The 26004-nt window shown below is 37.9% G+C and carries 23 protein-coding genes and 1 tRNA gene; 17 read left to right on the top strand and 7 right to left on the bottom strand.

The genetic code is table 11. The annotated features are described in order from the left end of the window. Positions 1 to 105: 105 nt before the first annotated feature. Positions 106 to 669 (bottom strand): membrane protein, encoded by a 564-nt coding sequence (locus tag ACM46_RS17810; RefSeq protein WP_048508043.1) that lies wholly within the window; start codon positions 667 to 669, stop codon positions 106 to 108. Between the two features lie 243 nt (positions 670 to 912). Between ACM46_RS17810 and ACM46_RS17815 the strand changes: the two genes are divergently transcribed. Next, positions 913 to 2292 (top strand): DUF1800 domain-containing protein, encoded by a 1380-nt coding sequence (locus ACM46_RS17815; RefSeq protein WP_048508044.1) that lies wholly within the window; start codon positions 913 to 915, stop codon positions 2290 to 2292. 190 nt (positions 2293 to 2482) lie between these two features. Beyond that, a complete protein-coding gene (locus ACM46_RS17820) occupies positions 2483 to 3667 on the top strand; it encodes a DUF1501 domain-containing protein (protein ID WP_048508045.1) in 1185 nt (394 codons plus the stop codon). A 364-nt stretch (positions 3668 to 4031) separates the two neighbouring features. Here ACM46_RS17820 and ACM46_RS17825 read toward each other — a convergent pair whose 3' ends face one another. Next, entirely contained in the window at positions 4032 to 5414 is a 1383-nt protein-coding gene (locus ACM46_RS17825; RefSeq protein ID WP_048508046.1) for an RtcB family protein, read from the bottom strand. Between the two features lie 168 nt (positions 5415 to 5582). On the opposite strand from ACM46_RS17825, the gene ACM46_RS17830 reads away from it, so the two are divergent. The 3 genes from ACM46_RS17830 to ACM46_RS23525 all read left to right on the top strand — a co-directional run bounded on the left by ACM46_RS17830 (position 5583) and on the right by ACM46_RS23525 (position 7381). Continuing rightward, positions 5583 to 5915, top strand: coding sequence for a HopJ type III effector protein (locus ACM46_RS17830; protein WP_048508047.1), 333 nt, complete (start codon positions 5583 to 5585; stop codon positions 5913 to 5915). A gap of 145 nt (positions 5916 to 6060) precedes the next feature. Beyond that, positions 6061 to 7080, top strand: a complete 1020-nt coding sequence (locus tag ACM46_RS17835; RefSeq protein WP_048508048.1) for a helix-turn-helix transcriptional regulator — start codon at positions 6061 to 6063, stop codon at positions 7078 to 7080. Between the two features lie 163 nt (positions 7081 to 7243). Next, a complete protein-coding gene (locus ACM46_RS23525; protein WP_173426497.1) occupies positions 7244 to 7381 on the top strand; it encodes a hypothetical protein in 138 nt (45 codons plus the stop codon). 119 nt (positions 7382 to 7500) lie between these two features. Here ACM46_RS23525 and cobC read toward each other — a convergent pair whose 3' ends face one another. The 4 genes from cobC to cobT all read right to left on the bottom strand — a co-directional run bounded on the left by cobC (position 7501) and on the right by cobT (position 11400). Continuing rightward, on the bottom strand, positions 7501 to 8055 hold the full coding sequence (gene cobC, locus ACM46_RS17840) for an alpha-ribazole phosphatase (protein WP_048508049.1): 555 nt from the start codon (positions 8053 to 8055) through the stop codon (positions 7501 to 7503). After that, a complete protein-coding gene (locus ACM46_RS17845; RefSeq protein WP_048508050.1) occupies positions 8040 to 8822 on the bottom strand; it encodes an adenosylcobinamide-GDP ribazoletransferase in 783 nt (260 codons plus the stop codon). The genes cobC and ACM46_RS17845 overlap by 16 nt, the downstream gene beginning before the upstream one ends. 112 nt (positions 8823 to 8934) lie before the next feature. Further along, a complete protein-coding gene (locus ACM46_RS17850; protein WP_048508051.1) occupies positions 8935 to 9870 on the bottom strand; it encodes an NADP-dependent oxidoreductase in 936 nt (311 codons plus the stop codon). Between the two features lie 522 nt (positions 9871 to 10392). Next, positions 10393 to 11400, bottom strand: coding sequence for a nicotinate-nucleotide--dimethylbenzimidazole phosphoribosyltransferase (gene cobT, locus ACM46_RS17855; protein WP_048508052.1), 1008 nt, complete (start codon positions 11398 to 11400; stop codon positions 10393 to 10395). Between the two features lie 331 nt (positions 11401 to 11731). On the opposite strand from cobT, the gene ACM46_RS17860 reads away from it, so the two are divergent. The 6 genes from ACM46_RS17860 (at position 11732) to ACM46_RS17880 (ending at position 16969) form a co-directional block, all read left to right on the top strand. Next, on the top strand, positions 11732 to 12481 hold the full coding sequence (locus ACM46_RS17860; protein ID WP_048508053.1) for a nucleotidyltransferase domain-containing protein: 750 nt from the start codon (positions 11732 to 11734) through the stop codon (positions 12479 to 12481). Between the two features lie 4 nt (positions 12482 to 12485). Next, positions 12486 to 13118 (top strand): hypothetical protein, encoded by a 633-nt coding sequence (locus ACM46_RS17865; protein ID WP_048508054.1) that lies wholly within the window; start codon positions 12486 to 12488, stop codon positions 13116 to 13118. Positions 13119 to 13176: 58 nt separating this feature from the next. After that, a complete protein-coding gene (locus ACM46_RS17870; RefSeq protein ID WP_048508055.1) occupies positions 13177 to 13827 on the top strand; it encodes a hypothetical protein in 651 nt (216 codons plus the stop codon). Positions 13828 to 14049: 222 nt separating this feature from the next. Beyond that, positions 14050 to 14178 (top strand) — tRNA-OTHER (locus ACM46_RS23410). A gap of 98 nt (positions 14179 to 14276) precedes the next feature. Next, positions 14277 to 15653: a TROVE domain-containing protein gene (locus ACM46_RS17875; protein WP_048508056.1), complete on the top strand. Its 1377-nt coding sequence runs from the start codon at positions 14277 to 14279 to the stop codon at positions 15651 to 15653. A gap of 257 nt (positions 15654 to 15910) precedes the next feature. Then, a complete protein-coding gene (locus tag ACM46_RS17880) occupies positions 15911 to 16969 on the top strand; it encodes a nucleotidyltransferase domain-containing protein (RefSeq protein WP_048508057.1) in 1059 nt (352 codons plus the stop codon). Positions 16970 to 17032: 63 nt separating this feature from the next. Here ACM46_RS17880 and ACM46_RS17885 read toward each other — a convergent pair whose 3' ends face one another. Next, positions 17033 to 17383: a TfoX/Sxy family protein gene (locus ACM46_RS17885; RefSeq protein ID WP_048508267.1), complete on the bottom strand. Its 351-nt coding sequence runs from the start codon at positions 17381 to 17383 to the stop codon at positions 17033 to 17035. Positions 17384 to 17548: 165 nt separating this feature from the next. Between ACM46_RS17885 and ACM46_RS17890 the strand changes: the two genes are divergently transcribed. The 6 genes from ACM46_RS17890 (at position 17549) to ACM46_RS17915 (ending at position 25925) form a co-directional block, all read left to right on the top strand. After that, complete coding sequence (locus ACM46_RS17890; protein ID WP_048508058.1) at positions 17549 to 18064, top strand: DUF2975 domain-containing protein; 516 nt, start codon at positions 17549 to 17551, stop codon at positions 18062 to 18064. Between the two features lies 1 nt (position 18065). Further along, complete coding sequence (locus ACM46_RS17895; protein ID WP_034726695.1) at positions 18066 to 18269, top strand: helix-turn-helix domain-containing protein; 204 nt, start codon at positions 18066 to 18068, stop codon at positions 18267 to 18269. A gap of 213 nt (positions 18270 to 18482) precedes the next feature. Beyond that, positions 18483 to 19355, top strand: coding sequence for an ABC transporter ATP-binding protein (locus ACM46_RS17900; protein ID WP_048508268.1), 873 nt, complete (start codon positions 18483 to 18485; stop codon positions 19353 to 19355). A 2-nt stretch (positions 19356 to 19357) separates the two neighbouring features. After that, positions 19358 to 22525, top strand: coding sequence for a M1 family aminopeptidase (locus tag ACM46_RS17905; protein ID WP_048508059.1), 3168 nt, complete (start codon positions 19358 to 19360; stop codon positions 22523 to 22525). A gap of 539 nt (positions 22526 to 23064) precedes the next feature. Continuing rightward, positions 23065 to 23505: a MarR family winged helix-turn-helix transcriptional regulator gene (locus ACM46_RS17910; RefSeq protein WP_048508060.1), complete on the top strand. Its 441-nt coding sequence runs from the start codon at positions 23065 to 23067 to the stop codon at positions 23503 to 23505. 5 nt (positions 23506 to 23510) lie between these two features. Next, the gene (locus ACM46_RS17915; protein ID WP_048508061.1) at positions 23511 to 25925 is read left to right on the top strand and encodes a TonB-dependent receptor; all 2415 of its coding nucleotides are present in this window, start codon (positions 23511 to 23513) and stop codon (positions 25923 to 25925) included. The last annotated feature ends 79 nt before the right edge of the window (positions 25926 to 26004 follow it).

The following is a 26004-nucleotide window of genomic DNA, read 5'->3' on the forward strand; positions in this document are numbered from 1 at the left end:
TTTTATCAAATATAATAATAGTTTTCGTAAATACTACAGGGAAGCAAAAAACCTTTCTATTTTCATAAAAAGGTTTGGCTAATAATTGTTTATATAAAAATCTAACTACTTTCCTAATGGAATATTGTACCCGAATCCTACTCCGATGTTCCCCACATTATAGTCCTGTCCGGCAATATCGCCTTTATCTCCTACAAAAACCTTCTGGTATTGTACGAAGAAATTCCAGTCTCTGTTGTGATATCCGATTTCAGGCTTGATGTAGAAACCTCCGTCCGGTCTGTTCGCAGAACTGTTGGAAGCTACTTTTTCATCTCCTACAAGGAAACCGTATCCTAAGTCTGTTCCAAAATAGAAACCGGTTTGTTTAGGGTAAATTCTGATTAAAGCTCCTACAGGAATTACACCTACATCATTGTTATCATAACCGTTGTTACTTTTTCCGAAATAATGAGTATATCCTGTTGCAATACCTAATCCAAAACCTGGAGTGATCAAATTCTGATAAGATACATCTACACCTGCAGCTGCAGAAAGGTTATCAGCAGGAACTGCCAAACCAACATTTGCACCTACTTTGATCATATTATTCATTTTTGAGCTCTGTGCGCTTGCGATACCTGCTGTAAAGATTCCAGCTAATAATATGGCCTGTTTTAACATTTTCATAACTCTAATTTTAAATTTTACTAATGCAATAGGCTGTAAAAATCGTGCCAAGGGAAGCATTCTGACAGATTTTAACGTTCATACATATCATAAATACATGATTATCAATATGTTAATTTATCTTAAAATTAAATGATTGTTTAAGTTAAATCTTTAAAAAAAGAGACGATATTAAGAATTTTTAACCCTTTCTCATTTTAACCTTTTCGATTATGCAGGATCAAAAAACTAAATTCACCTAGCATGGCCGATTCACTATTAAATAATAAGCATCTTCTATGGCGTGCCGGTTTCGGAACCGGGATCAACCAGATTGAGGATCTGAAAAACAAAGAGATAAAAACGCTGGTCAATGAGTTATTCAGAGAAGGAACCTTTACTGAAATCAATTATGATACTCCGGACGTTCCTGTTTCAGATAATATGATGGACAGCAGAACACCTGCTGAAAAGAAGAAAGAAATGCAGCGGATCATCAGAGAACAAAACAACGAACTGAACCTTAACTTCCTCAATCAGATGGTGAACAGTAAGGAACAGATGAGGGAAAAGATGGCATTTTTCTGGCACGGTCATTTTGCTTCGAGGGTGAATAATTCAAAATTCAGTAAACAGCTTCTCAATACCATCAGAAAGCACGCTCTGGGAAATTTTAAGGACCTTCTCTTTGAGGTAAGCCAGTCCCCCGCCATGTTGAATTTCCTGAATAATCAACAAAATAAGAAAGATCATCCCAACGAAAACTTTGCCCGTGAAGTCATGGAATTATTTACTATGGGAAGAGGAAACTATACCGAAAAAGACATCAGGGAAAGTGCAAGAGCTTTTACAGGATGGGGCTATGACAAAGAAGGCAATTTCCGGGAAAGAAAAAACCTGCATGACACCGGAACGAAAACATTTCTGGGGAAAACAGGAAACTTCACAGGAACCGATATTTTAGATATTATTCTTGAACAGAAAGCCACCGCTACATTCATAACCACTAAAATATACAGATTCTTCGTCAATGAAAATGTGGATCAAGCTATTGTAGAACAGTTAAGTACCGGGTTTCACCGTTCCGGATATGATATCAGGAAACTCATGACCGATATATTCTCAAGCTCGTGGTTCTATGATAAAAAAAATATGGGCAACAGAATAAAATCCCCGATAGAACTGATGACCGGAATTATGCGGATGCTTCCCATGAACATTCAGAATCCGGAAAATCTCATTGTCTATCAGAAACTGCTGGGACAGATGCTTCTTTATCCCCCGAATGTAGCAGGATGGCCCAATGGAAAATCATGGATAGACAGTTCTACCTTGATGCTCAGATTGCAGATTCCACAGATCTGGTCCGGATTGCGGCCTTTGGAATATAATCCGCGGGAAGATGATGATATCGATATGGGTATGAAATCCCGTGAAACAGCTTTAAACAAATCATTTAAGAACCCCAATATTACAATCGACTGGAACAGGCTTGAAAAGGTCTTTGCCGATAAAAACTGTGAAGATTATCTGATTCAAAATACAAAAACATTAGATATGAACTCTGTTAAAGGGTTTTCGGATAAGAGTATAAAGATGAATATTATTAATCTGATGTCTACGCCGGAATACCAGTTGTGTTAGGTGATAGATGATAGGTAGCAGGTGATAGGTGGCAGGTAATTTTGATCGGCGCTTAGCTTTGCAGTCTTTTGATCTCTTATTTTTTTGTTTTAAAACATTAATCCAAAATACCAACCATCATTCAATCAATATCCAACCCCGCGCACCCCGCATCACGTAACCCGAAACCCACAACCAAACACCTAAAATTATGCTAATCAAAAGAAGAGAATTCCTCAAAATAAGTTCGCTGGCCACCGCATCCCTGATGATGCCTAATTTTCTGAAAGCCATGACACTGGATGAAGCTCTGGCTCCCAATCAGAAAATTCTGGTTGTCCTTCAGTTTACAGGAGGAAATGACGGACTGAATACCATTATCCCAACGAAAAACGATATTTATTTCAAAGAAAGAAACCGCATTGCGATCAAAGATTCTTTGCCTCTTAATGATGAAACAGGAATCAATCCCGCTCTTTCTTATTTCAAAGAACTGTTTGATAACGGTGAACTTTCGGTCATGAATAATGTAGGTTACCCCGAGCCTAATAAATCCCATTTCAGAAGTATGGATATATGGCATTCCGCAAGCCGCAGTGACGAGTTTCTGGAAACAGGATGGATCGGGCGTTTTCTGGATGAAGAATGCTACAAGTGCGAACATCCCACCCAGGCACTGGAAGTGGATGATATGCTGAGTCTCGCGCTGAAAGGGGAAAATAACAAAGCATTTGCCTTCAAAGATCCGAAAAGACTTTATCAGACGAGTCAGGAGAAGTATTTCAAATCTCTGTACGATCACCATCATGATGATGAAACGGTTTCTTATCTGTATCAAACTCTTGGCTCAACCATCAATAATGCCGATTATATTTTTGAAAAAAGCAAGTCAAAAAAAACAGACCAGATCTATCCGAATTCACAGCTTGGAAAGGACTTTAAAACAGTGGCATCCCTGATTAAATCTGATATCAATACCCAGGTTTACTATCTCTCAGTGGGAAGTTTTGATACCCACGTTAACCAGAATGAAAGACAAAAAAAACTTTTCAGCGACATTAATGAGGCTGTAAAATCTTTTGTAGCCGATCTGAAAAGCAACGGAATTTTCAATGATGTCTTATTGATGACTTTCTCTGAATTCGGACGCAGGGTCGCTCAAAATGCCAGCAACGGAACCGATCACGGAACGGCCAACCAGATGTTTTTTATCAGCGGAGGTCTTAAAAAGAAAGGCCTGCTGAATGCACTTCCCGATCTACAAAAACTGAACGAAGGTGATCTGATCTACACGGAAGATTTCAGAAAAGTCTATGCAACGATTCTTAAAAACTGGCTTAAAGCAGATTCTTCCAAAGTACTGGGCTGGAAAAACGGGATTTATGATTTTATATAATTTAACATGAGTTCGGGTTAAGAAAATTAAGATTGAGATATTGAAAGTTGCGAGATCCGGGATCCGGGATTCGTGATGCGGGTTTGAGAGTCAGAGGGTTTGAGAGTTTCCGGAAGTGATAAGTGATAAATTATGAGTGATGAGTTATTTGAGGCGTATCTTGGGGTTGGAGGACTTTCACATTTCACTTGCGTAGCAAAATTGACTATTCTAAACCTCAGCCTTAACCTGGAAATCTGAAATCTTTCTATTCCGAATCAGGTTAATTAAAAACAATCAATAACAAGAATGACTGCAACAAAAAAACCTTATAGATTTTTGAAATCCATAAGGTTTAGATATGATTTATACTCTGATTAGAAAGCTATGCTTTTCTATACTTCTTTTTTTTCTTCCATGGAGCATTTTTACCCACATCGCCTGCCATGATACATCCGTAAGGCATCACCTCATCCAGCACCTCACAAAGCCCGTATTCTTCAATCTGTGCTCTCACATTTTTAGCACTTTTATAAGCACTTGGCAGCTCGGAAATATCAATTTCGTTGGAGAAGAAACGGATATCCAGTCCTTTGGTTTCTTCTTCGAAAATCTCTTCCACGGTTTTATGAGCCAGCGACTTTTTATGCTGGGTTCTGCTGAAATTTCTTCCGGCTCCGTGAGGGGCAAAACCTAAATTTCTATCATTCGTTGTTCCCTGAACAATCAAAACGGGTTCTGACATATTCAGCGGAATCAGTCTTGGCCCGGTGATATCCGGCATGAATTTATCATCCAGCGGAGTGGCTCCTTTTGCATGATAAAACAGATCACCATCTTTGAAGACGAAGTTATGTTCGTTCCAGAATCTGTTCTTCTTTTCAGTTCCCAGTTTATTTAGCACTGCATCATGAATATTCGTATGATTTTCCTTAGTCCATGTTCTGATCAGCTGCAAAGCTTCCCAATAGGCTGCACCTTCTTCTGTATCGAAAGGAATCCAAGCATTTTCTCTCAATGTTTCAGGGGAAATATCCTGTCTGAAACGGTTGGCCACCTTCATTCCTTTATCATAAAGGGCTGCACCCGGAGCTCTTGAACCGTGATGGGTAACCAACATTGTATTTCCTGTATTTTTAGATTTTCCTACGAACAAAAAATGGTTTCCGTCTCCCTGAGTTCCCATATGAGAACGGGCAATACTGATGAGTTTTTCGTCATTTAAGAAGTCGTTTTTTCTGAACGCATCCATCAGTTCCTGAGACATCGGCATCTGCTCCCCTCTCGGTCTTCCTCCGTATCCGAAATGAGTGAGTGAATGGGCTGCATCCAGTACCTCTTTAGGATCTGCATCTCCAAAATCCGTCAACATTACTGAACAACAGATATCCGCGCTATGGAATCCCGGATGAATGGCGTTTTTAGCCACCACCACTCCACCTACCGGAATCAATCCTTCAGGCCCTGTAGGACAGGCATCCGGCATCAGTGCACCGGCTGTCAGCGTCGGAGTTTTCATCAGAACTTTCATGGTATTGATTACTTTTTCTACATTATCATCTTCACTTTCGTGTTCTGCTCTGATATTGATGACAAAATCCTTCGCTGTTTCATGAAGCGGAATGATATCCGGCTGTTTGAACTGCTCCAGATATTCTTTGATCTGAATTTCATCCAGATTATTTTCATTGATATGTACAATGGCATCTTTAAACCATTTGGCTGGTCTATATCCTAATTCAATTAAATGATTTCCGTTAAATTCCATTTGTCTTTTCATTTTGATAATGCAAAGTAACAACACAAGTACGCAATAATTCTGCGCAGATCAAATTATTTTAATTATTTTTGTGGAAATATAATAAAGGAAACTGATTTTAGAATTTGCTAATTGCCTTTCTCAGCTTTCTTTGCCCTATCATTAAAACAAAAAAACATGTTATTAGAACAATTAAAAAACAGTCCGGAAAGTATTCAGTTTAAAGAAGTGATTGCCTATATTGACGAGAAATATGATTTCACTCCTACCGAATTTAAAAACGGAAATACAGTGAATGAAGCAGGCCAGAATAACGGTTCATGCAAGGTTTTCAGCTTTGCACAACTTCAGGGTCTGTCAAAAGAACAGGTTCTTCCTCTTTTTGGTGAATTCTACAGAGAAGATGTCCTAAAAAATCCTGAAGCAACAGATCACCAGAATATCAGAAACTTTATGGAATTCGGATGGGATGGAATTTCTTTTGAAGGGGAAGCGCTAAAAGAGAAGTAATTTTTAAAGTCAATGGTGAATTTTGCTTCGCAAGTGAATGATCAATTTTGAAAATGATTAAGAAGATGACTTACCAAACAAAATTCACTATTGACCATTGACATTTCATCATTCATCATTCATCATTCACCAAAACCACAAAACCATGTCCTCCAATAAAAACGCCCTGATCCGCTACAAAACATTAGACAAATGTTTAAAGAACAAATACCGGAAGTATACGCTGGAAGATCTTATTGATGCCTGTTCCGATGCTTTGTTTGAATTTGAAGGAAAAGAATCTTACGTAAGCAGACGAACCGTTCAGCTCGATCTTCAGAATATGCGAAGTGAAAAATTCGGGTATGAAGCCCCGATTGAAGTATATGAAAGAAAATACTACCGCTACAGCGATTCTGAATACAGCATCCATAATATTTCCGTTAACGAAAGCGATCTGAAAGCCATGAACAACGCCGTTCAGATCCTGAAACAGTTCAAAGATTTCTCTATGTTTAAAGAAATGAACGGTGTTATTCAGAAACTGGAAGATTCCATTCATTCTACGGGACAAAAATCAATTATCCATCTGGATAAAAATGAACAGCTGAAAGGACTTGAGCATATTGATATCCTCTACGAAAGCATCTCAAATAAACGAGTTCTGAATATCCTCTACCGCAGCTTCACCGCCAGAGAATCCAGTAATTATGTGGTACATCCTCAATTATTAAAGGAATTTAACAACCGCTGGTTCCTGATCTGCCAACACAAAGGCAAGATGTACAATCTGGCTCTGGACCGTATGGAAAGCATCAGCCCGGAAGAAAGTATTCAATATATTGATAAAGATCTGGATGGTGATGAATATTTTAAAGATATCGTAGGCGTTACCGTTTCAGAAACTATGGCTTCAAGAAACGTTGTTTTCTTCGTAGATTCTCATAATGCTCCCTACGTAAAAACAAAGCCACTCCATAAAAGCCAGGAAATCCTAAGTGATACAGAGGAAGGAACTCTGTTTAAGATCTGTGTACAGATTAATTTCGAGCTGGAAAGACTGCTGCTTGGATTTGGAGACTCTCTGGTCGTTCATCAACCAAGAAAGTTAAGGCTAAGGCTGCAGGAAAAGTTCAAGACAGGGTTGAAAAACTACGACAACCTGAATATTCCTGATGATCATTAATATTTCTCTACCCTGGAGCGGCGGCAAAAATTCAAAGAATTTTTGCCAGGGTGGTAAAAAACATTTATCATTAAAATCTTCTACACTTTAAAGTACCACGCAAACCCACATTTCCAAAATGGCTTGGAAATTGTATTAGTCAGCACATCAAAAAAATTTTACTATGAAATCAAGAATATTTAAAGCATTGATTGCCATTATAGCTCCAATCGTAATAGAATATATTGTAAAAAAAGTATCTGAGAAATTAGATAAAAAAGGAGAAGACAAAGGGGAAAAACCTAAGCAGATTACTGCATAAACGTAAAAGTAGTTAGAATTTAATTTTATTGAAAAGAGACTGTTACTATTGGATACAGTCTCTTTTTTTATTGAATTTTTATGACTGATTGTCCTTTTGAAAAGTCCTATTTCTTTTCATCACCCATTCAGCATCTTCACAGAGTAATAGCCTTCATTCATGTGAATTATCACTTTCTTTCCGTGATCAATTTGTATTTTAAACAGATTCTCCAGAGGAAATTCTAAAATAATCTGCAAAACCAGACGTATGACTCCTCCATGCGTAATGATCAAAATTTTATCCAGCGCTTCTTCAGAGGTAAGCTCATTCCAAAAGCTCAGAATACGGTTTCGCATTTCCAGAAGATTTTCTCCGCCAACAGCCTTTGTATTGACAAAATCAGCGTACCACGGATTGATTTCTTCTTCCGAAATATCACTCCATTTCATCATTTCCCAGCTTCCGAAATTCATTTCCCTAAGTCTTTCATCTGTTTGATAATTCAAATGAAAATGCTCTGCCAAAAGAATACACCTTTCGGAGGGACTTGAAATAACCCGGTCAAAGTTTTCACCAAGATTTAAAGCTTTAAAATCTTCAATATAATTACTCCGTAAAGGGATATCCGAAAAGCCATAACATAAATTCTCCGGATTTTCTACCGCCGTATGACGAATTAAATAAATTTCCATACGATCATTGTTCCTAAATAAAACAAAACTTCAGAGACCTGTTGCACAGCCCCAAGACAGTCACCAGTATATCCGCCGATATGTTTCTTAAAATACCAACCCATGCAGATCTTTCCCAAATAAGCCAGTATAAAAGCAGGAATCAGCCGCCAGTCCGGAATCAGAAGGAAGGAAACCAAAACACTGATACCACTTACGATCAGTGCTGTTCCGTCCAGAGGTTTATTAGCTAAAGGTTTCGATTTGCTCACATCAATATCCGTCACATAACGATGGGTATAAATCATAGTCCCCGATATAAAACGGCTCGATGTATGGGCAATGATGACAATTCCTAATGTTTTAACAAAATCTATATTTCCCAATGCCTGAATACTGAAGAACTTCAAAGCAAACAGCAGTATAATCCCGACCGCTCCGTAAGCTCCTACCCGGCTGTCTTTCATAATGGTAAGAATCTTTTCTTTTCCATATCCGCCTCCGAAACTGTCACATACATCCGTAAAACCGTCCTCGTGAAAGGCACCTGTCAGAAGAACACTGGAAATCATCATCAGAACAATTGCGATATCCAGGTTAAAAAGATGATAAGAAAGATAAAGCACAACAGCATTCACAAAACCTACCAAAAGACCTACCCACGCAAAATATTTCTGCGACCTGTTCATGATTTCACCGGAATAAGGAATGGTAAAAGGAACCGGAATTCTCGTGAAAAACATAAGTGCAGTGGCGAAATAGATCAGTTCGTTCTTTATTACTTTCATTTATTTTTTATTTTACAGGAGTCCAACATCTATAATGGATTAGCTTCATTTGTTTTACTGATGATGGTACTTTCTTTATCTATAAATTAATATGGTCGTTTTCCAGACGTTCCTACATAACAAGCACTATTTTTCCGGCAGTACGGCGGGTTTCTACTTGTTGATGGGCTTCCGCCATAGAGGTAAAGGGATATTTTTGGGCTATATAAGGCTTTATGGCTCCTTTAGATAATACATCAGCGAAAGCTCTAAGGTCTTCCCCGTTAAACTGCAATGCCCTTAAAGACAAATTCACATTCTTTTCCTGTGCTTTAGACATCAGACTCTCATTGGTAAGTGCCACAATGGAAATAATAGTCCCGCCGGGTTTAACTGCATCAATAGAATGTTCTAAAGTTTCTCCTCCAATAGTATCAAAAACAAAATCTGCATCCTTAATCACTTCCCAAAAGTTTTCGGTTTGGTAATCTATATGCTGATCTGCGCCCAGAGACATTACGAAATCATGATTTTTCCCGGAAGATGTAGCAATCACTTCTGCACCCAGATATTTAGCTATTTGCACGGCATAGTGACCAACACCACCTGCAGCTCCATGAATAAGAATTTTGTCTCCTTTTTTAATATTCATTCCATGAATCAGTGGCTGCCATGCTGTCAAACCAGCCATCGGTACCGCTGCAGCCTCTTCGAAGGTAATATTCTCCGGTTTACGGGCCAACAACTCTACATTCACAGCTACGAATTCAGCATAACCTCCGGCATTTTGTAAAAGGGCAAAAACTGCATCTCCTATTTCAAAGCCATCCGTCTGCTCAGCTTTTTCAATAATTTCACCAGATATATCCCAGCCCATGATTACCGGTCTTTCTGAACCGAATATATGGGTAATAAATGCAGATGAATTACGATAAATTGCATCAGCCGGATTGATACCGATGGCTTTTACCTTTATTAAAACTTCCCCACTTTTTAAAGCAGGTTTCTGTGTCTCACCAAGAACCAGTTGATCAGTTCCTCCGGCTTCGTATAATAAATATGCTTTCATCGTTTAAAAATAGAAATTAATAAGAATATTATTTAACCTGATCGGACTAATATTTAAAAGTTGTTTAAACTTTTTTATTAAACCACAAATCTGCTGAGTCTGTGAAATCTGCGAGATAATTTTTAAACATTAAGATCAATGAAGATAATAAGTGAAGTTAAGATAAAATCCAATGGATTTTTTAAGCTACGCAGTAATACTTAAAGCGAAGCTTACCTTAATTATTCTTCAATGCTTAAAAATCTTAATGGTTTATTATTTAACCATACGAGTCACAAAAGTTTTATTTTAAACACTTTGGAGTGATTTTTAAGTTTAAATACTTTGCGCATAGAAGTTCAAATAAGTCTTTAAAAATCTTTGATTTTTATTCTTTTGAGAACTTTTATCATATCTAACAGCTGTGCAAATAGCTTTTGTCTCTTTTGTGGTTAAGCTTAAAATGTTTTTAAATAGACTTATTTTATACTTTTAATGTCCGGCTAAAAAGTTTAAACAAGTTTTTAATTAATACATTAAAACCTAAGATGATTTATTGGTAATATGGGCACTTTCAAAACTTGACATTTCATTCAGAAAATTGACAGCGCTTTGAATAAGCGGATAAACCAGCGCGCAACCCGTTCCTTCTCCCAGACGCAGATTGAGATTCAGCAAAGCTTTCTGTCCTAAAATTTCCAGCAGTTTCTGATGAGCATTTTCATCACTGACATGACAGAAAATATAATTGTCTAGAATCTGAGGATTCTTTTTCCAGACGGCAGCGGCGGCCACACTTGCGATAAATCCGTCAACCATAATTAACATATTTTGACGGTAGGCCTCTTCCATAGCGCCCATAATCTGTACCATTTCAAGACCGCCAAAAGTCTGCGCAATTTCGTCTGTGGTTTTTACATCAGGATATTTTTCAATCGCTTCCGATAAAATCTGAATTTTATGCTGCAACTGAGTATCATTCAGGCCTGTTCCACGTCCCACGCAACTAATCAGCGGCAGATCGAATAACCTGCTCATCATCAGTGAAGAAGCAGAAGTGTTTCCTATTCCCATTTCTCCGAAACCAATAATATTACAACCTGTTTTGGCTATTTCCGAAACCACGGATCTTCCGTTTTCTAAAGATTTTTGATATTCTTCTGCGGTCATTGCAGGTTCTTCCAGAATATTACGGCTTGATTTTCTGACTTTTTTATCAATCAGTTCAGAACCTTCTGAGAAATCGAAATTGACTCCTGCATCCACAATCTTAATCTCAATAGCATTTTGTCTGCAGAAAACATTGATGGCAGCACCTCCACCCAGAAAATTCATAACCATCTGATAGGTAACTTCCTGTGGGTAGGCACTCACTCCCGAAGCAGCAATCCCATGATCGGCCGCAAAAACGACCATATGAGGATGGGAAAGCTTCGGCGAAACGGTTTTCTGAACCATTCCTATTTTGTGAGCCAAATGCTCCAAATGTCCTAATGCCCCCAAAGGTTTTGTTTTAAAATCTATTGTATGCTGTAATTCTTCTGATAACATGGATGTGTATGTAGTTTTGATTGAGTAGTAAAGTTGCAATATTAGTGAAATTAGGGCTAGAGTCAAGAAACAAGAGCCAAGAATCAAGATTTTAGATACAGACTTCATCCATTTGTCAATTGTGAATCGTGAATTTTTGAATTTTGAATTAATTGGCTTGCACAGAAAAATTGACCATTGACATTTGATTGTGAATTGTCAATTGTCAATTGTGAATTAAAAAAAATAGAACTATTCGAATCACGGAACCCGCAACTCGCACCCCGAATCCAAAAAAACAACGCAAAAACACCGCGCACTACCGCTTTTACTTTGTAAAAAATTAATCAAAATGACACCAAAAATAATAGAAAAAATAAAGGAAATAGAGAAGGAACGCCATGTAGAAGTGCTTCTGGCAGTAGAATCAGGAAGCAGAGCATGGGGTTTTGCATCTCCGGACAGCGATTACGATATCCGGTTTATTTACCGCCATGAAAAAGACTGGTATCTTTCTCCGTGGGATAAAGATGAGACGATAGAGTTCATGACGGAAGATGATCTGGACGGTTCCGGTTGGGATCTCAGAAAGACATTTCATCTGTTGCTCAAATCGAATGCGGCTTTACTGAGCTGGTTCTACTCTCCTATTGTTTATAAGGAGAACAAAAAGTTTATGGAGCTGTTCAGGCCTTTGGCAGATACCTGCTTCTCACCGATAGCGGTTTCCTACCATTATTTGAGCATGAGCAAAAAATATCTGGAAGCCTGCAGAAATGATGAAGTAAAACTGAAAAGTTATTTTTATTGTTTAAGAACGGCATTGACCGGAAAGTGGATCATAGAAAAAGGAACTGTTCCTCCTGTTTTATTCAGTGAATTATTGGTTTTAACGGATGATTTTACCCGAAAAAAGATAGAAGATTTGATCGCTTTAAAAGCCACCAAAGGAGAATCCTATTATCATCCGAACGACTGGGAGCTTTTTGGATTTTTGGAGAAAACTGTTTTGGAAAACGAAGAGAAATCTAAAGGCCTTAGCAGCGGTAAGCCAGATAAAAAGGAAATGGAGAGGGTTTTCCGGGAACTCTTAATAGTATAGAATTATGACTTTTTTTAACTTTAAGAAAAAGAACAGCATCAATCCGGGACAGACCATTTCAGTGTCGGAAACATCCGGACAGCATCCATTGATCAAAAGATGTCAATATCTTAATGAAGAATATGGACTGCTGGTTCCTGATGTGTATCAGGATCTCTTCATGAAGTCTGGTATTTCTGAAAAAAATCCTTACTATAAAGCATTTTGGAAAGAAAGACATGATTATCTTTATCTGGAAATTTTCTACACCCAAGACTTTGTTGCTTATGTGATCAGAAGGTTTAGCGAAATATTTGGTGAACAGGCAGATTATAAAGCACTTCAGGCCTTACTGGAAAATGGAGAGTATGGATTTCTACATAAGGAAAACAGGTTTTGGACTGAGCATACTGACCTTTCATTTCTTGATGCGTGCTATGAAGAACGGGGAAGAAATCAGGATGATCTCATCATTGTTCTGGATGTCTGTTCGGATTGCGGGCGAACAGAATACATGATCCTTACCAGTGATAAAAAAGGATATCCTGCGGTATGGGAGCATGGAACGAAGGAAGAAATTCAGTATAATGGACACATCATAACCTATCATGCTTTGAATTATCATCGGATGTCGCGTTACAGATTCTTAAAAAAGTAAGATCCATTCAATAAAAATAGGGGAAAGTTGATGCATATAATTAGTCATAAATTATAATATGGGAATATTTGATTTTTTTAAACGGAAAAACAATCCTCCGGTGAATCACAGGAAAGCAAAAGCCCCTGTAGCGGTCATTCATCCTTTTACAGAACAGTGCCTTTATTTACAGGAGGAGTTCGGTTTGATTATTCCGCAGTCTTCGATCGATTGCCTGATCCGTTTCAATTTTCCGAAAGACCACTATTATTACAGTTTGTTTTGGCATTTCAGCAATGATTTTCTTGAAGTTTTTTACAATGGAAAATTTATTCAGTTAGTTGTGGACCGCTATCAGGAAACATACGGTAAAAATACAGATTTAAAAAAGTTACAGGAATTGTTAGATGATGCCCGATTTGAATTCGGTCTCAAAAACGATTGTTTTTACAGCGATACTATTGATTTTGACTTTCTCAATCAATGTTATGCTGAATACAAAGCTTCCGGTGAAGAACTTATGATCACACTTGACTTCGATTATGAGAATCTCATCCTTACCACCGAACTGAAAGGGTATGTAGGACAGAATTATCCCAGTTTTAATGCACTGTATAAAACAACAGCAGGCATAAGATACAAAATACTGGAAGACTTTGAGTTACTTGAAGATATTATTCAGAAACTTCTGGATCAAAGTGAAAAAGATAAGACCTTCCCGTTGAAATAACATCTGATCATCAGAAATAAAGAAAGTTCTTTTTTTTAAGGAGCTTTTTCTTTTTTATAGAATCCCTATGTTTTACTCTTATTAGCACAATAAATTTACAACACTGATAATCAAACCATTAAATGATTTAATTTATTATTTCAAAAATATTTTACATTAAAAAATGCTCTACGCAAAAACACTGCGTACTCGTATTCTTACTTTGCATCATCAAACAACAAGGAGGCTGTAGCTCAGAAGGTAGAGCAACGTAAAAACACTTTATACATTTTTAACCTGTCCGCAGGTGTGATCCATAAAGTTACTTCGCATTAACGCCGTGTGTCGCCGGTTCGAGTCCGGTCAGTCTCCCTAATTGAAGTGGTGTGAGATTTAGGTTACTTCGGTTTGAAAAAAAAAGCCTTAATCAGTTTTAAATCACTTCTTTTTAATTAATAAAAACTAAGAATATGTCAAAATTTAACACAAGAAAAACTGGGTTTGATTCCGGCATCATCGCTGGAAAATTGACAGATAAAGCAGGAAAATATACAGATTATGAACTGCTGAGAAGAGTAACACTGGCCAATATGCTGTTCGAATCCGACTATTACCAGTCTGCGGATGAGATCATGAAGCAGATGGAAGACCTTTGCTATAAAGTAGAGGGTGAAAAGATCATTGAGCTGGCCATGGAATGCCGTTTTGAACAGAAATTGAGACATACACCGCTTTGGCTGCTAATTCTTGCCAACGAAATTCATGAGGTTTCCGTGAAGGAAGCTTTGGCTAAAATTGCCAACAGACCGGATATGACTATTGATGTACTTCAGATGCTGAAGGTAAGAAACGGATCGTATAAAATGTCCAAATCTATCAAGAAAGGTCTTGCAAAAGCGTTCGATAACTACGATGAATACCAGATTGCTAAATATAGAAAAAGCAATATGGAGGTTTCTCTGGTAGACGTTGTGAATCTGGTTCATCCAAAACCAACGGCTAAAAATGAGCTGGCTCTGAAAGGTCTTGTTGAAGATACATTAAAACCCGCAAATACCTGGGAAACTGCTCTATCACAGGGTGCTGATAAAAAAGAAACCTTTGAAAGAATGATCAGTGAAAAAAGTCTGGGATCTCTGGCCATCCTGAGAAACCTTAGAAATATGACGGAAGCCGGACTTTCAAGGAATAATATCAGAACTGCGATCTCACAGGTTAACAGTTACTGGCTTACTCCGCTGAACTTCCTGTCTGCACAGAGAAATGCTCCGGATTATACCGCTGCCATTGATGAAGCTATGGAGAACTGCTTCGCTCAGGAGAAAATTAAAGGAACGACCATTCTGGCTATTGATGTTTCCGGAAGTATGGGAAGAGTGACTTCTTCCAATTCAAAGTTCTCAAGAATGGATCTTGCTTTTGCCATGGCTGCTGCAGGTTCTTATATTTTTGAAGATCTTATCCTTGTCTTTACAGCCGGAAGCGATGCTGAAAGAAAAGGTAAGCATATCATCTGGAACGGATCCAAAGGATTGGGACTGTTTACTAATTATGGTAAAATTGCCCTGGAAATGGGAGGTGGTGGTATTTTCACCTATCAGCTGTGTGAATGGCTGAAGGATAACGGCTATGCAAAAGACGCCGAAAGACTGGTCGTAATTTCCGATAGCCAGGATATTGATGCCCATTACGGTCTCGTAAGAAAACCGGATACTTCACCATATACAAGTTCTTATATCATCGATATCTCAACCCATACCCACGGTATAAAAACCGGGAACTGGACAGCAGAAATCAATGGATGGAGCGATAAAGTATTTCATTATATTAAGGCTCTGGAAAACTGATGTTTTCCGGAGTTTTTTATTTACTCTTATGTTAATCAGCATAATATCAACTTTATAAAGTTTTAAAAACATAAGATAAATTTATCGTACGATAATTTTGTCGTACGATAAATTATTCCCGAACTTATCATTCTGGAATTATATGCACAAACTTACCTCGAAGTTGTTCTTAATAAAAATGAAACGGCTCTTTATGAGCTTCCAAAAGAACAGAGAATATTTTTTGAGCAGAAAATCCTAAAAAGAGAACAGAAATAATGACCATAGACTTTCTTCAACAGAATCACCTCATCCTCTTCGAAGCCATCTCCGGAAGCCGCGCTTTCGGGCTGGCCACAGAAAATTCGGATACGGATATCCGTGGGGTTTATTATCTCCCGAAAGAAGATTTTTTCGGACTTAATTATATCCCGCAAATCTCCAATGAAACCAACGACATCACTTACTATGAAATTGGAAGATTTGTAGAACTTTTACAGAAAAACAATCCCAATATTCTGGAAATGCTTGCCAGCCCGGAAGACTGCATTTTACACAAAGACCCGCTGATGGACTTGCTCCGTCCGGAAGATTTTTTATCCAAATTATGCAAAGATACCTTCGCCGGATATGCCGTGTCCCAAATAAAAAAAGCAAAAGGTCTGAACAAAAAAATCCTTAATCCCGTAGAAAAAGAAAGAAAATCAGTTCTTGATTTCTGCTTTGTACTTGAAGACCAGGGATCTGTTCCTCTGAAAAAATGGTTATCCAAAAACGGAAAAGTTCAGGAAAAGTGCGGACTGGTGAATATCGGAAACGCGAAGGGAATCTACGCTCTGTTCTATGATGAATCAGGATCTTTAGGATACAAGGGTATTATCCAACAGGAGGAAGCCAATCAGGTTTCTTTATCATCCGTTCCTAAAAATGAAAAACCATCTGCCTATCTTTTCTGTAATCTCGACGCCTATTCCACCTATTGCAAAGATTACAGAGAATATTGGAAATGGGTTTCCGAACGCAATGAAGACCGCTACAACGTCAATCAACAGCACGGCCAGAACTACGACAGCAAAAACATGATGCACACGATTCGTCTTTTGCAGTCGTGTGAGCATATTTTTAAAGCGAACACTTTACAGGTCCGTGTAGACAACAGGGAGGAATTACTCGACATCAAAGCCGGAAACTGGTCTTATGAAAATGTAATTCAAAAGGCTGAAGATCTGATTGAATCTATAGAAAATTACCACTCAACTTCTTCCCTTCCCGATGAGCCGGATATAAAAAAGACGGAAAAAATATTAATCGGGATACGTGAAAAACTATACTGCTAATGATCAGTCTTAATATTCTTAATAACTCAACTTAAACCTAATGGTTAAAAAAAATTAGGAATATTAAGACTCTTTTTTCTTTGAAGCTTTCGCAATTGGATTGTAATCCAGGCATATTTTTATCCAATACTCAAAATCAGCCTGTTTTTGAAAACCTGCCGGCTCTACATAACAATATCCTTTGAGCTGCTTTCCTTTCATGATCATTGGAAGAAAACCTGTTCTTTCTGAAACTTCCTCTTCCAGATCGGGATCATAACGGCACATCAGATTATCGTGGCTCACATTAATACACATCTTATCATTCACCAAAAATGATAATCCGCTGAACATTTTCTTCTCCCTGATCTCCAAATCAGGAATTACCGAAAGCCGTTCACGAATTCTGTCTGCAAGTTCAGTACTGTATGCCATGGAAAATAATTTTACCATTTAAATGTAAGCAAAAAACACATTAGACAACACGGTTTTTTCTACCTCTGATGTTTATATCACATTTATTAAATATTTTTTTATTTAAAATAATTATTGTTTTACGATAATTAATTATATATTTGCAACAGTAAAATAATTATTGCCATGAACCAGACCAAAATTATTGCAAGGATTCTCTACTATATATGCTCCGTATTGTCCGTGGGCTACCTTATCATGGTAGTCTATTCAATGTTCTGTCTGGCTACAGGTTATGGGATAACGCCTTATAAGGATGGTAAATACCTTCACATTAATTATCCTTTTACCCAGCAGCCTTTTCTGAATATTGAAAACAACAGCCCGTATATTATCTTTTCTTTTTTTGCAGTTTTAATTTCTTACGGGGTATTTTTCTGGCTTTCATCGCTGGTTTTCAGGGTATTTTTCCAGGAAAAACTCTTTACGGCAGACAATATACGTTTGCTAACGATATTTTACAGATATAATATTTTCATTCCCTTACCATTGGTGATTATCGCCAATTTTTTTGTGGAAGTGGAAAGTATTGTCTGGGGATTGGTTTTTATCCATTTCATGCTTGGAATTTTCTGTCTGTTTCTTGCAAATATCTTTAAGCAAGGACTACATTTGCAAAACGAACAAGACCTATTTATATAAAATGCCAATTATAGTCAACTTAGATGTGATGCTGGCCAAGCGAAAAATGCAGAGTAAAGAATTGGCAGAAAAATTAGGAATCACACCTGTTAATCTTTCTATTCTTAAAACCGGCAAAGCCAAAGGAGTACGTTTCGATACTCTGGAAGCCATATGCAAAATTCTGGAGTGCCAGCCCGGAGATATCCTTGAGTTCCGGGAGTAATTTCGGATTTTGAGATTCGGGTTACGGGTTTGCGAATTCCAGGCTATGAATCTGTAAATAGTATAACAACGACACATACTGATAACTGACAAATATCCGGTGGCTGAGGCTCCCGAAGTCACCACTAATATCCCTCACTTCTAACTTCTAACTTCTAATATTCAAGCAGCCCAAATGGCCTGCCCTATCCTTCTATTAACCAAACCTTATCATATGAATACTCTATCCATCAACAATCTCAGCCTTATTTACAAAAATGGCTTTCAGGCGGTAAAAGATATATCGCTCGACATCGGAAACGGAATGTTCGGCCTACTGGGCCCGAATGGTGCCGGAAAATCATCATTAATGAAAACCATTGTTGGGCTTCAGAAACCCACATCCGGTCAGATTATTTTCAACGGAAAAGATGTTTCCAATAATCCTGATGATATCAAACAGAATCTTGGTTTTCTGCCCCAGGATTTCGGGGTCTATCCAAAAGTATCGGCCTATGATCTTCTTGAACATATTGCCGTATTAAAAGGAATCAACAACAGTAAAGAACGTAAAGAACAGATTCTGAGTCTGCTGGAGAAAGTAAATCTTTCCGATTTCAGAAAAAAAGAAGTGCATACTTTCTCCGGAGGGATGAAACAGCGTTTTGGAGTCGCTCAGGCGCTGCTTGGAAATCCTAAAATCATTATTGTAGACGAACCTACCGCAGGCCTCGATCCTGAAGAACGAAACCGTTTCAATTCCTTACTGAATGACATCAGCCAGGATGTTATTGTTATTCTTTCCACTCATTTGGTAGAAGATGTCAGAAATTTATGCTCGGAAATGGCCGTGATGAACAATGGGCAGATCCTGAGACAAGGGAAACCCGCAGACTTGATTTCCGAACTGGAAAACAGAATCTGGTCTAAACCGGTTGATACAACCGAACTGGAAAATTACCTTTCCAGTCATGAAATTATCAGCCGGCAGCTGATTGAAAGACAGCTTCACATCACTGTATTTTCAGAACAGCAGCCTGAAAAATTTGAGGCTGTAAATCCTTTACTGGAGCACGTTTACTTCCGTACACTCACCCAAAAACCATAATCATGAATGCCTTATTTTTATTTGAAGCCAGACGTACCACCAAGCACTGGCCAGCCTATCTTATAGCCTTGATTTTAGCAGGAATAGGAATCTTCTGCGGCAGTAGTTTCAATCTCGCAGCCGGAGACGGAATCTACCTGAATTCACCATACACCATAGGTTTTATGACCGGAATGTTGAGTCTTTCTATCCTGTTTATTGCAGTTATTTATGCAGTACAGATTCTTTTTAAAGATCAGGATTCAAAATTTGATCAGGTTCTGTTTTCCTATCCCTTTTCAAAATGGACCTATCTGAGCGGGAGATTCAGTATCTATTTTCTTCAGACTTTTCTAAGTTTTTCCTTTTTAATGCTTGGCTTTTTAATCGGACAGGTAACGCGTACGGGAAGTGAAATGCAGGATGGATTCAATCTGATCAACTATCTGTATCCGATGCTCATCTTTGGTTTCGTCAACAGCTTTTTTGTATGTGGTTTTCTATTTTTCATTTCACTGATTTCCAGAAAAAAACTGCTTGTTGTCGTTGCCGGATTGCTGCTTTACGTTCTATATATGGTCGTTATGGTTTTTTCCAATTCTCCGTTTATGGCCGGAAGTTTACCACAGTCACTGGAAACACAACAGATTTCTGCCCTGCTGGATCCGTTTGGCTTGTCATCTTATTTCCTGGATGCCAGAACATTTTCCGTTCATCAGAAAAATACAATGCTAATCCCTTTTGCAGGTTATTTATTAATCAACAGAATCGGGTTTCTGGTGATTACCGCTTTATTTTTATTGATCACTTTCCGGATGTTTTCATTTTCTTCTGTATCAAGGCAAAAAGTAAAGAAAATAGTTTCCGGTTCTGAAAATCAAAATGCTCCATCATCCGCCTACACTATATCCCAAATCAGTTTCGGAAGGAAAAATACATTCCAATCCATTATTTCTTATGCAAAAATTGATTTGATTTACCTGTTCAAAAGCATCACCATTCCTGCCGTTTCTATTCTGCTTCTCTTTTTTGTCGGAATGGAAATGTATGCCGAGATTGAAAAAGGGATCCGTCTTCCTCAGAAATATGCGGGTTCCGGGCTTATGGCGACAACTATTTCAGAGAATTTCCCTCTGTTCGGACTTCTTCTTGTAGCGTATTTCATCAATGATCTGTATTGGAGAAGCCGTTCTTCAGGGTTCTTTCTGATTGAAGACAGCACTTTCTTTTCAAAAAGCAAGATATCGGGACATTTTGTTTCCATCAGTATTTTGTTGTTCTTTTTTACCGGAATTTTAATTATTCAAGGCATTATTTTTCAGGTGGTGTATCAGTATACTTATTTCGATTGGAATGCCTATCTCGGAGTTTTTCTTTTCAATACGTTTCCATTAATCCTTTTTTCAGGGTTTATTTTATTCATCAATTCTATTATAAAGAATAAATTTATTGCTTTAGGAATTTCAGTTCTTGCTGTATTTCTGCTCGCCGGACCGGCTTCAGGGAAGATTCTTCCTTATCCTTTATTGAGAATATTTTCAGATTTTAAAGGCAGCTACAGTGATTTTAATGGTTATGGCATTTACGCATCTGCTTTTGCCGCCAGACTTTTATTCGGAGCCGGACTGATTTCTTTTCTATGGATGATGAACAGTATCGTCAGAACTAAGAAATTTCAACCGTTTTCTTCCGTTCCCTGCCTGATTTTACTTTTTTCAGGTATTGGTGCCGGAGTGTTTTTTATGAAAGGCTATATTCCAAAAGATGAAGAAAAAGAAGTAGCTATATCTGTCGACTATGAAAAGCATTTTAAGAAATATGAACATCTTCCCCAGCCGAAAATAACGGATGTTAAAACTGAAATTCAATTATATCCTTCAGAAAATGCTTACCGGATCATTGGAAAATACATTCTTACCAATTATACCCAACAATCCATTCCCAAAATTCTGGTTAATTTCAATCCTGATTTGAAAATAGAATCTGCAAAGCTACAATCAGGTTCTGAAATAGCACAGGTTCATCAAACGGTATCGGAAATCCAATTAAAACAGCCCATGAAACCCGGTGAAACAGCTGTTCTGAATTTTGAATTAACTTACAAATGGTATGCAGTGAACGGGCATCAGTCTTTTAATGCCATTATAGAAAATGGTTCTTTTATGCGGATCAGCAGATATTATCCTACCATTGGATATCAGAAGTCCGAAGAAATTCAGGATGAGCAAATTCGAAAGGAAAATCATCTCGGAAAGCTGGCAGAGCTTAAAAGACCGGAAGCTCCGGAGGTTTACCGCAAAGATTATATTAATTTAGAGATGACTGTTTCCACAGAAAGAAATCAGACTGCCATAGGCACAGGAGATCTGGTTAAAAAGTGGACGAATTCAGGACGGAATTATTTTCAATATAAAGCTGAGAACATTCCTTTCCGGTTTGCTGTTTCTTCCGCAGATTATCAAATAAAAAGCCTTATTCATAAAGGGATTGCGGTCAATCTTTTCTATCATTCCAATCATTCTGAAAACGCAGATCATCTTCTTGATAATGCGAAAAAAACACTGGATTACTGCCTACAGAATTTCGGGAGTTATCCTTTTAAAACTGTCAATTTTGCAGAAATTTCATCGTTCACCAGAGGTTTTGCCGCAACAGCCTATCCTTCCGCCGTCTTTATGCCTGAAGATATGGTTTTCCATGCCAATATTCACGGGGATAAGGAGCAGGATGTCATTAATGAGCTTGCGGGTCATGAGCTTTCGCATTTATGGTGGGGAAACAGCCAGATCAATCCGGATGACAGAGAAGGCGCTTCCATGCTTACTGAAACACTGGCCATGTACACGGAAATGATGCTTTACAAAAAGATGCACGGCAACGAAAAAATGAAGGAGAGATTAAAGGTTCATCAGCAGATTTACGACAATGAAAAAGGTTTGTATGAGAACCGCCCGATTTACAGGGTAAGAGGAGATATGGCACACATTGCCTATTCCAGAGGTGCGGTAGCTATGGTAGCATTAAGCGAGCTCATTGGAGAGGAAAAAGTGAATGAAGCACTAAGAAGTTTTCTCATCAACAACCGTTATCCTAAAAAACCGTCTTCAATAGACCTTCTTAATGAATTTTATAAAGTATGTCCTGATTCGGCTACAAGAAAAAAGGTTGATGTATTGTTTAAAACAGACTGAGTTCGGGATTTGTGATGCGGGATACGGGTTTGAGAATCGGAGGGTTTGAGAGTTTTAGCATTTGAGGGTTTCGGGATACGGGATACGGGGTGTGAGTTGCGGGATTAAATTAGTTTCAATGGTTCTTTTTTTAATTCCCAATTCAGCGTTAAATAGTCAATTGTCAATTTTGCTTCGCAAGTCAATAGGCAATTGGTGATAGCTAATCAATTCATGATTCATAATTCACAATTGACATTCCTTAGTCTTAGCCTTTGCCTCAGCCTAAAAATCTGAAATATTTCTATCCCGAATCTCAGGTTAAAACAATATAAAATCGTCTTTGGGCGATTGATACAAAAGTGATTTCTCTCTGACTGAAAATTATATTGATTTTCTTTTCTACTCATAAATTATTATCACTGAGGCTGCAAATTGTTGCAGCCTTTTTTATGTTTTTTAAAGAAATCTCGAAACCCTTGTAACAATATAAAAACATTGACTACAAATTAATTGATATATCAATAATTGATAAATCATTATTATTTAAAATAGAAAGCATGGAAAAATTAAATTCAATTATATTTTACAATATAGATAAAGCGATAAGGTCATACAGAAACTTTGCACAGCGACAGCTCAAAGCCCACGGTTTTACCATCACCATCGATCAGTGGCTGATTATTAAAGCAATCCTGGAAAATCCCGGGATTACCCAGAATGAAATCGGGGATTTGGTTTTTAAGGACAACGCATCGGTGACAAGAATTATTGATCTGATGGTAAAATCAGAATATGTGATCCGGAAGGTTCATTCTGAGGACCGCAGAAAAACGAATCTTGAAGTAACCGAATCCGGTAAAAAAATCATAAAAGATGTTCAAAAAATAGTAGAAGGAAACCGAAAAACGGCTTTGAAAAACATCACAAAAGAAGAGCTGGAGATTATGAATTCTGCCCTGCTCAAAATATCAGAAAACTGTATAAACACTAAAAAATAAACACAATGACCAGATTATTTTTACTCCTGCTGACATGGGTACTGACTTTATTCAGCTGCCTGTTTTCAGCACAGACGGTGAACAACTTTTCACTATCCGGAACCGTTAATTCCGGGAAAACTGAACAGCTGGAAATCAATCTGTTTGACTCCGGAAATGCGTTAGTAAAAACAGAAATTGCTGAACAGAACGGAAAATTCAGTTTCAGTGATCTTAAAACGGGGAGTTATCGTTTGAAGATCAGCAAAAACGGGAAGGAAGTTTATCAATCAAACGATATTCAGGTTGCAGAAAACAAAACCCTCGCTCCTATTGATCTCAATATACAATCTATCGAAGGGATAACCATTACCAAAACCAAACCTTATATTGAAAGACAGGACGGAAAGATGATTCTTAATGTTGAAAACAGCATTGCCAGCACCGGAAATTCGGCTTTTGAAGTGCTGGAAAAAGCGCCGGGAGTGAATGTGGACAGTAATGACAACATCAGCCTCCGGGGAAAAGGAAATCTTCTGGTACAGATTGACGGAAAAAATACGCCTATGACCGGAACTGATCTGGCGGCTTATCTGCGGGGCATTCCATCTTCAACGGTTGAGAAAATAGAATTCATTACCAATCCGTCTTCAAAGTACGATGCAGCCGGAACTTCCATCATCAATATCAAGTTAAAAAAAGACCAGCGAAAAGGAACGAACGGAAGTATTTCCACTTCTTTGGGAACGGGAAAATTCATCAAGAACAATAATAGTTTCAGCATCAATCACCGCAACAAGAAAGTGAATGTTTTCGCCAATTACAGCTTTGCTTACCGGGAATTTTATAATCATCTGGTTCTGGACAGGAATTTTTACACAGACGGTACTTTTGACAAAGCCTACCTGCAGGATAATTTTCTGAAATTCAACTTCAGAAATCATATTGCAAAAACAGGGATGGATTATTATTTGAACGACAAGAATGTACTTGGCTTTTCCGTAGGTTTTGTGAGCAATAAATTTGATCCGAAGGGTGATAATTCAAGTCTGATATTGGGAAGCGACCGCCTTCCGGACGGCAGTTTTACGACTAAGAACCGTTCTCATGATCACTGGAAAAACATATCTTTCAACCTGAATCATAAATATACGATAGACTCATTAGGCTCGGAGGTTACTACGGATTTTGACTTTATTAATTATTCCAACACATCTCTGCAAAATTTTGAGACAAGAACGTATGAAACCAACGGCAATCTGAATAATCTTGATATTTTACAGGGCGATATCGGTGGAAATCTGAATATCTATTCTTTAAAATCTGATCTGACAAAGAATCTCAAAAAAAGCTGGAAACTGGAGGCTGGAATCAAAACCAGCTTTGTGAAAGCTGATAATGACCTGAAGTTCTTTAATGCAAGTTCAGGCGTTCCGGAAATAGATCTGAATAAAACCAATCATTTTATTTATGAAGAGAACATCAATGCAGTTTATGGAAACGTTTCCAAAAAGTGGGAAAAATTCAGTGCCACGTTCGGTTTAAGGGCTGAAAATACCAATGTAACGGGAACTCAGATCACCACAAATCAGGTGAATAAAAAGAACTACACCCAATTGTTTCCAAGTGCTGTTTTTTCATACGATGTAACGGATAAAAGTAATCTGGAAATCAATTTCAGCCGCAGAATCACAAGACCAAGCTATAACCAGCTGAACCCTTTCAAATTTTATCTGGACCCTACGACTTACAAAGCAGGAAATCCGGAGCTTAACCCTCAAACCACGATGAATTATGAATTTACCTACAGCTTAAACAGTAAGTATTTTGCGACTTTGAGCTACAGCAGAACGGCCAACAATATTACAGACGTCATTAAACCGGTTGTGGAAAACGGAGAAAACATTACGGTTCAGACCAATGAAAATCTGAATTCTGCATCATATTTCGGCCTCTATCTGATTGCTCCCGTGAAGCTGACAAAATGGTGGGAGATGAATAACAGCGCGAATTTCTATTACGGATCCTATACCGGAAATGTATCCGGAACGCAGATCAACAATCAGGGGAATTTCACCTTTAACATTAACAGTATCAATTCTTTCAAGCTGGGCAATGGTTTTACGGCTGAACTTACCGGAAACTACAGAGCAAGGGAAGTTTACGCCTATATGGATGTACAGCCGAACTGGTTTTTGAACATAGGAGCTCAGAAAAAGTTTAAAAACAATAGTGTTTTGAAGTTTTCATTCAATGATATTTTCTTTACGAGCAATCCGAAAGCGCAGACCACTTTTAACAACTATGTAGAAAACTTTGTGGTAAAAAGAGATTCGCGTGTAGCAACGATCTCCTACACTTACAATTTCGGTTCTTCCAAAAACGGGCAGCCAAGAAAAACAGGAGGTGCAGATGATCTGAAACAGAGAATCGGAGCTTGATAAAATGGCAGAAATATATCCTTAATTAATACAATATGAAGGGAAGCCGGAAGAAGGAAGTTACCCTCTTTGATAATAA

The sequence above is a fragment of the Chryseobacterium angstadtii genome, assembly GCF_001045465.1.
Classification (GTDB): domain Bacteria; phylum Bacteroidota; class Bacteroidia; order Flavobacteriales; family Weeksellaceae; genus Chryseobacterium; species Chryseobacterium angstadtii.